At 52.4% G+C, this 5100-nt stretch carries 4 protein-coding genes; 2 read left to right on the top strand and 2 right to left on the bottom strand.

The genetic code is table 11. From position 1 onward, the window contains the following. Positions 1-262: 262 nt before the first annotated feature. Together AB5Y85_RS11630 and AB5Y85_RS11625 are read right to left on the bottom strand one after the other, a co-directional pair. Positions 263-2737, bottom strand: coding sequence for a glycogen/starch/alpha-glucan phosphorylase (locus tag AB5Y85_RS11630; RefSeq protein ID WP_005361122.1), 2475 nt, complete (start codon positions 2735-2737; stop codon positions 263-265). Positions 2738-3112: 375 nt separating this feature from the next. Beyond that, the gene (locus tag AB5Y85_RS11625) at positions 3113-3310 is read right to left on the bottom strand and encodes a DUF4250 domain-containing protein (RefSeq protein WP_005333612.1); all 198 of its coding nucleotides are present in this window, start codon (positions 3308-3310) and stop codon (positions 3113-3115) included. A 230-nt stretch (positions 3311-3540) separates the two neighbouring features. Between AB5Y85_RS11625 and AB5Y85_RS11620 the strand changes: the two genes are divergently transcribed. Beyond that, positions 3541-4026 (top strand): hypothetical protein, encoded by a 486-nt coding sequence (locus AB5Y85_RS11620; RefSeq protein WP_064335890.1) that lies wholly within the window; start codon positions 3541-3543, stop codon positions 4024-4026. Between the two features lie 412 nt (positions 4027-4438). Next, the gene (locus AB5Y85_RS11615; protein ID WP_005361134.1) at positions 4439-4873 is read left to right on the top strand and encodes a YcgN family cysteine cluster protein; all 435 of its coding nucleotides are present in this window, start codon (positions 4439-4441) and stop codon (positions 4871-4873) included. Positions 4874-5100 lie beyond the last annotated feature (227 nt).

Below are 5100 nucleotides of genomic sequence, written 5' to 3'. Positions count from 1 at the left end.
CAACACCAGTCGAACCGACTCTGCCCGAAACTCTGGTGAATTGTGCTCTCTCGATTTCATTCAACACCCCCGATTGTCTCATCGTAACAATCGGAACTGTCTGTGAAAATCAGGATACCTCATAACCAAGTGTCCGGATTTAGTTGATCACTACAGTTCAAACTATACGGCCTGAGCCGGGTAGAGTTCCGAACTCAGGCCATGTCATTCGCCAGCTAACGTGGGATTCACTTCATTGCGTTTTTTTCATCTCTGCATCTAATTAGCCGATGTTGCAGGCCTTCAGATCCCAGATCCGATCCACATAGTCCTGAATAGAGCGGTCGGAGTTGAACTTGCCCATGGTGGCCGAGTTGATGATGGCCTTCTTCGCCCACAGTGCCGGATCCCGATACCAGGTATCGATCAGCTTGTGTGCATCCGAGTAGGACTGGAAGTCCGCCAGGGTCAGGTAAGGGTCTCCCCCTTCCAGCAAGGAGCGCTTGATGGAGGCCAGCTCACCCGGACGACCCGGCGTGAAGTAGTCGGTATCAAACCAGTCCAGCACGGCTTTGAGCTCGGAGTTGGCATAGTAGAAGTCGTACGGGTTGTAACCGCGCGCCTTCAGCGACTTCACTTCGTCCACGTTCAGACCGAAGATGGCACAGTTTTCGGCACCCGCCTCTTCAGCGATCTCGATGTTGGCTCCATCCAGCGTCCCGATGGTGATTGCACCGTTGAGTGCCATCTTCATGTTGCCGGTACCGGATGCTTCGTAACCAGCAGTGGAGATCTGCTCGGAGACATCTGCCGCCGGGATCAGCTTCTCGGCCAGACTCACGCGGTAGTTCGGCATGAACACCACTTTCAGCTTGCCCTGGATACGAGCATCGTTATTGACCCGATCCGCCAGCTTGTTGATGGCATAGATGATGTCTTTGGCCAGCTTGTAACCGGGCGCCGCTTTGGAGCCGAAGATAAACACGCGTGGGTGCATGTCATAGTCCGGGTTGGCCAGCAGACGACGATAGAGCGCCATGATGTGAATGAGGTTCAGCTGCTGGCGCTTGTACTCGTGCAGACGCTTGATCTGAACGTCAAAGATCGCCTCGGCACTGACATCGATACCGGTTTCGTCTTTGATGACCTTGACCAGCTTCTCTTTGTTGTGACGCTTGATGGTCATGAACTGCTGCTGGAACGCCTTGTCGTCGGCAAACTTCACCACGCCACGCAGTTTGTCCAGTTGCAGCGGCCACTCTTTGCCCACTACTTCATTGTAGAGGCCAGCCAGTTCCGGGTTGCACGCCAGCAGCCAGCGACGCGGAGTCACCCCATTGGTCACGTTGCACATTTTTTCCGGCCACAGCTCGGCATACTCGGGGAAAAGATCTTCCTTCACCAGCTTGGAGTGGATCTCGGCCACACCGTTCACTTTGGACGAACCGATCACGCACAGGTTGCCCATGCGAACCTTGCGCACATCTCCCTCTTCGATGATGGAGAGCTTGGCTTTGATAGCATCGTTGCCCGGCCACTTGGGCTCCACCAACTCGTTCAGGAAGCGGGCGTTGATCTCGTAAATCACCTCCAGATGGCGAGGCAGTACTTTCTCGAACAGGCTGACCGACCACTTCTCCAGCGCTTCCGGCAGCAGAGTGTGGTTGGTATAAGAGAAGACCTGATAGCAGATAGCCCAAGCGGCATCCCAGTTCAGATCTTCCTCGTCAACCAGCACCCGCATCAGTTCCGGGATGGCGACAGTCGGGTGAGTATCGTTAAGCTGAATGGCAATTTGCGCGGCAAAGTTGCTGAAGTCACTGCCATGGACCCGCTTGTAGCGGCGCATGATGTCCTTGATGGAGCAAGCACAGAAGAAGTACTGCTGGATCAGACGCAGCTCTTTACCCGCATCGGTCTCATCGTTCGGATAGAGCACCTTGGAGATGGTCTCGGCCTGGGCTTTCTCAGCCTGGGAGTCGATGTAACCACCGGCGTTGAACACGTCCCAGTCGAAAAACTCGGAGGCGCGGGATTCCCACAAACGCAGGATGTTGACGGTGTGACCGCCAAAACCGACCACCGGAATATCCCAAGGCACCCCTTTAATCTTGCGACCGGCGTGCCATACCTTCTTCAGGCCACCATTGTCACCAAACACGGTCTCGACGTAGCCATAGAGCGGCACTTCTTGCACCGACTCGGGGCGGCAGATCTCCCAGGGGTTGCCATATTCACGCCAGGAGTCCGGACGCTCGATCTGGCGGCCATCCTGGATTTCCTGACGGAACAGACCGTGTTCGTAGTGGATACCGTAACCAACCGCCGGATAGTTCAGAGTGGCCAGCGAGTCGATAAAGCAGGCAGCCAGACGACCCAGGCCGCCGTTGCCAAGTGCCATGTCCGGCTCTTGTTCGCACAGGTCGGTCAGTTCCAGACCGAGTTCGCCCAGCGCCTCTTCGCAAGTCTTGTAGAGGGAGAGGTTGTGCAGGTTGTTGGAAGTCAATCGTCCCATCAGGAATTCAGCAGAGAGATAGTGAATCGCACGAGTATCTTTCTTGAAATGAGTCTGCTGAGTGCGGGTCAGGCGCTCGTACACCTGTTCATTGACAGCCGCAGCAGTGGCTTTCCACCACGCTTCGGGAGAGGCTTTCTGTTCGCTTGTTCCCAAGGTAGAACGCAGGTGACGCACGATACTCGCCTTGAGCTGATCTTTATCCAGTTGGAGATCCTGGTCTGTCTTCTTCTTGGTAGCCATAAACCATATTCCTTCGTTACAAATAAAATTGTTATCCCGCTTGCGGGACCGGCGCTGTTGTTATCTCAAGATATGTACCGGCGTGAGAATACTAACTAAAGCGGCAGAATTAAAAGTTAACGCAAGTCACACTTTAACCGATAAAAACAGCCTGAAAAGCTTGAAAACCCTTTCCTTTAATTGATCGCATCAAAACAAACATTCCCTTTATTATCATAAGCTTAATGAAACAATAAAAATATTCTGGCATGAATAGGTTTTCAGAGATTGCCAAGCCTTGAAAATCCCTGAAAATAGGCAGCAAGACGGCACATTGAAACCGGTTTCAATGTGCCTGAAAAATTACCGTATAAATATGAAGCAATCATTGCACCCTTAAAGATGTGCCTTGAACTGATTACTCAATGGATCGTAATGGTACCCAATCTGATCCAGACGTCCTGCCAACTGCTCTTCACTCATATCGTAATAGGCCAGCAGCTCCTCCAACCCGTCACACTCAAGCCTTAGCTTCTCATTGATGATGCCCAGCAAGATGTTGGCATCAAGACGTTGCAAGGTACTGATATCCATGGCGGCACCTCCTGTAAATGACCTGTATAACCATGGGCGGTTACGCAAGATTTGTCCATAGTACGAAAAACACCCAACCAGCTTTATATTAAATAGTGTTTAAAAACATAACCTTACTAACGACACATGCCAACACCATCACATTTTTCAGCAAAAACACCTTGTCACTGCCACAGGACAGGACTACTGTATGCGCATACAGCTTGGATATTCATACAGGAACCCCATATATGAACCAGCCCCTGCACTCACTGCCCTTTGCGATGAATCGTGTCATGAGCAAGCCCTGGCCAACCAGAACCGCCTGCAAAGCGGAGTTGGCTCATTATGGTGTGACTATCCAGTCTGATGATCAGTTTCTGAGCGAGCTGACAAAGCTTGGGGAGGCTCATACCGGCTGGATCTTGTTGATCGCCCCGCCGGGACGCCCCACAGTCAGCCGTCTGGAAGAGCGAGGTATCGATCCAAAGAGAGTGCTGGTGGTACATAGCCCCAAAATCAAGAACTGGCAGCAAACCCTGGAGCGCAGTCTGGGCAATGGTCACTGCGCCGCCGTATTTACCTGGCTACCCGAGCAGATCGAGCTGGATCACGTCAAGCTGCAGCGACTGGGACAGCAATCTGGTGTACTCACCCGCTTCTTTGGCGCGAAACGGACTAACCTCGGCACACCTCTGCTGGCCTATTCAGAGCAAGATATCTATCTCAACCATTAAGACAAAAAACGAACGCCTACGCAGGCTCTCCCGCGGGTCGCAGTGACAGAAGGGCGCAAACAATATGTGACCAGCGGCTTTATTTGAAAGACAAGCGTGCAACAGCCTGACGGTAGGCATCGGAGATCATTTGACCCTGCTTGCTGCAAGCAGACAAACATCAAAAGATGTAACGGATAAAGAAGCAGAAAATAAAACCTGAACTGGACAATCATGCAGCCCAAGTATTCAAACCTGCGGGACTTCCTGCCCACCAGCGAACCCGTTTGAGCAATATGATGAGGCTGAAAGTCATTGCATTCATTTGAGCTGATCACGACAATTTGCCAACCGGAGTGACCCTCTCCTTGAAATACCGGGTAACAAGGGGTATAACCACGCGTTTTATCAGGTGTAATAAGTGAGCGGTATGATGCAAGCCCCTTTTTGGCAGACCAAGAGTCTGCAGCAGATGACTGAATCCGAATGGGAATCCCTCTGCGATGGTTGCGGAAAATGCTGCCTCAACAAGCTGATCGATGAAGATACCGACGAACTGGTTTTCACCAATGTCGCCTGCAATTTGCTTAACACCAAGACCTGTCAGTGCTCTGATTACGCCAATCGTTTCAAAAAAGAGCCTGACTGTCTGCAGATCACCCATGACAAGATCACCGAATATGACTGGCTCCCCTCAACTTGCGCATATCGCCTGCTGTCTGAAGGTGACGCTCTTCCAGAGTGGCATCCTCTGCTGACCGGCAGTCGTTCCGCAATGCATCAGGCTGGTCAATCCGTCCGTGGCAAAGTCATTCACGAGGATCAGGCGGGTGAATGGATCGATCACATCATCACCTGGGCCAGCTGACACGCTCAACCCGCTATTCTCCAGAGGCAAGGGCTGCACAATGTGCAGCCCTTGTTGTTTCTGCAAGCAGGGTTTGTAGCTTCACACATATCTGGCTGGCTAAACCAGACCCCCTCCCAACTGCACATTGAGAGAGGCAGAGGCAGAGGCAGAGGCAGAGGCAGAGGCAGAGGCAGAGGCAGAGGCAGAGGCAGAGGCAGAGGCAGAGGCAGAGGCAGAGGCAGAGG

It is taken from the genome of Aeromonas sp. R3-1, assembly GCF_040908345.1.
Lineage (GTDB): Bacteria > Pseudomonadota > Gammaproteobacteria > Enterobacterales > Aeromonadaceae > Aeromonas > Aeromonas veronii.
This window is presented reverse-complemented; position numbering and strand designations above follow the sequence as displayed.

What these genes read in the sequence shown, in the direction of transcription:
- AB5Y85_RS11625 (WP_005333612.1), bottom strand. Translation starts at nt 3,310, where the DNA reads ATGGATATCAGTACCTTGCAACGTCTTGATGCCAACATCTTGCTGGGC.
- AB5Y85_RS11620 (WP_064335890.1), top strand. Translation starts at nt 3,541, where the DNA reads ATGAACCAGCCCCTGCACTCACTGCCCTTTGCGATGAATCGTGTCATG.
- AB5Y85_RS11615 (WP_005361134.1), top strand. Translation starts at nt 4,439, where the DNA reads ATGCAAGCCCCTTTTTGGCAGACCAAGAGTCTGCAGCAGATGACTGAA.
- AB5Y85_RS11630 (WP_005361122.1), bottom strand. Translation starts at nt 2,737, where the DNA reads ATGGCTACCAAGAAGAAGACAGACCAGGATCTCCAACTGGATAAAGAT.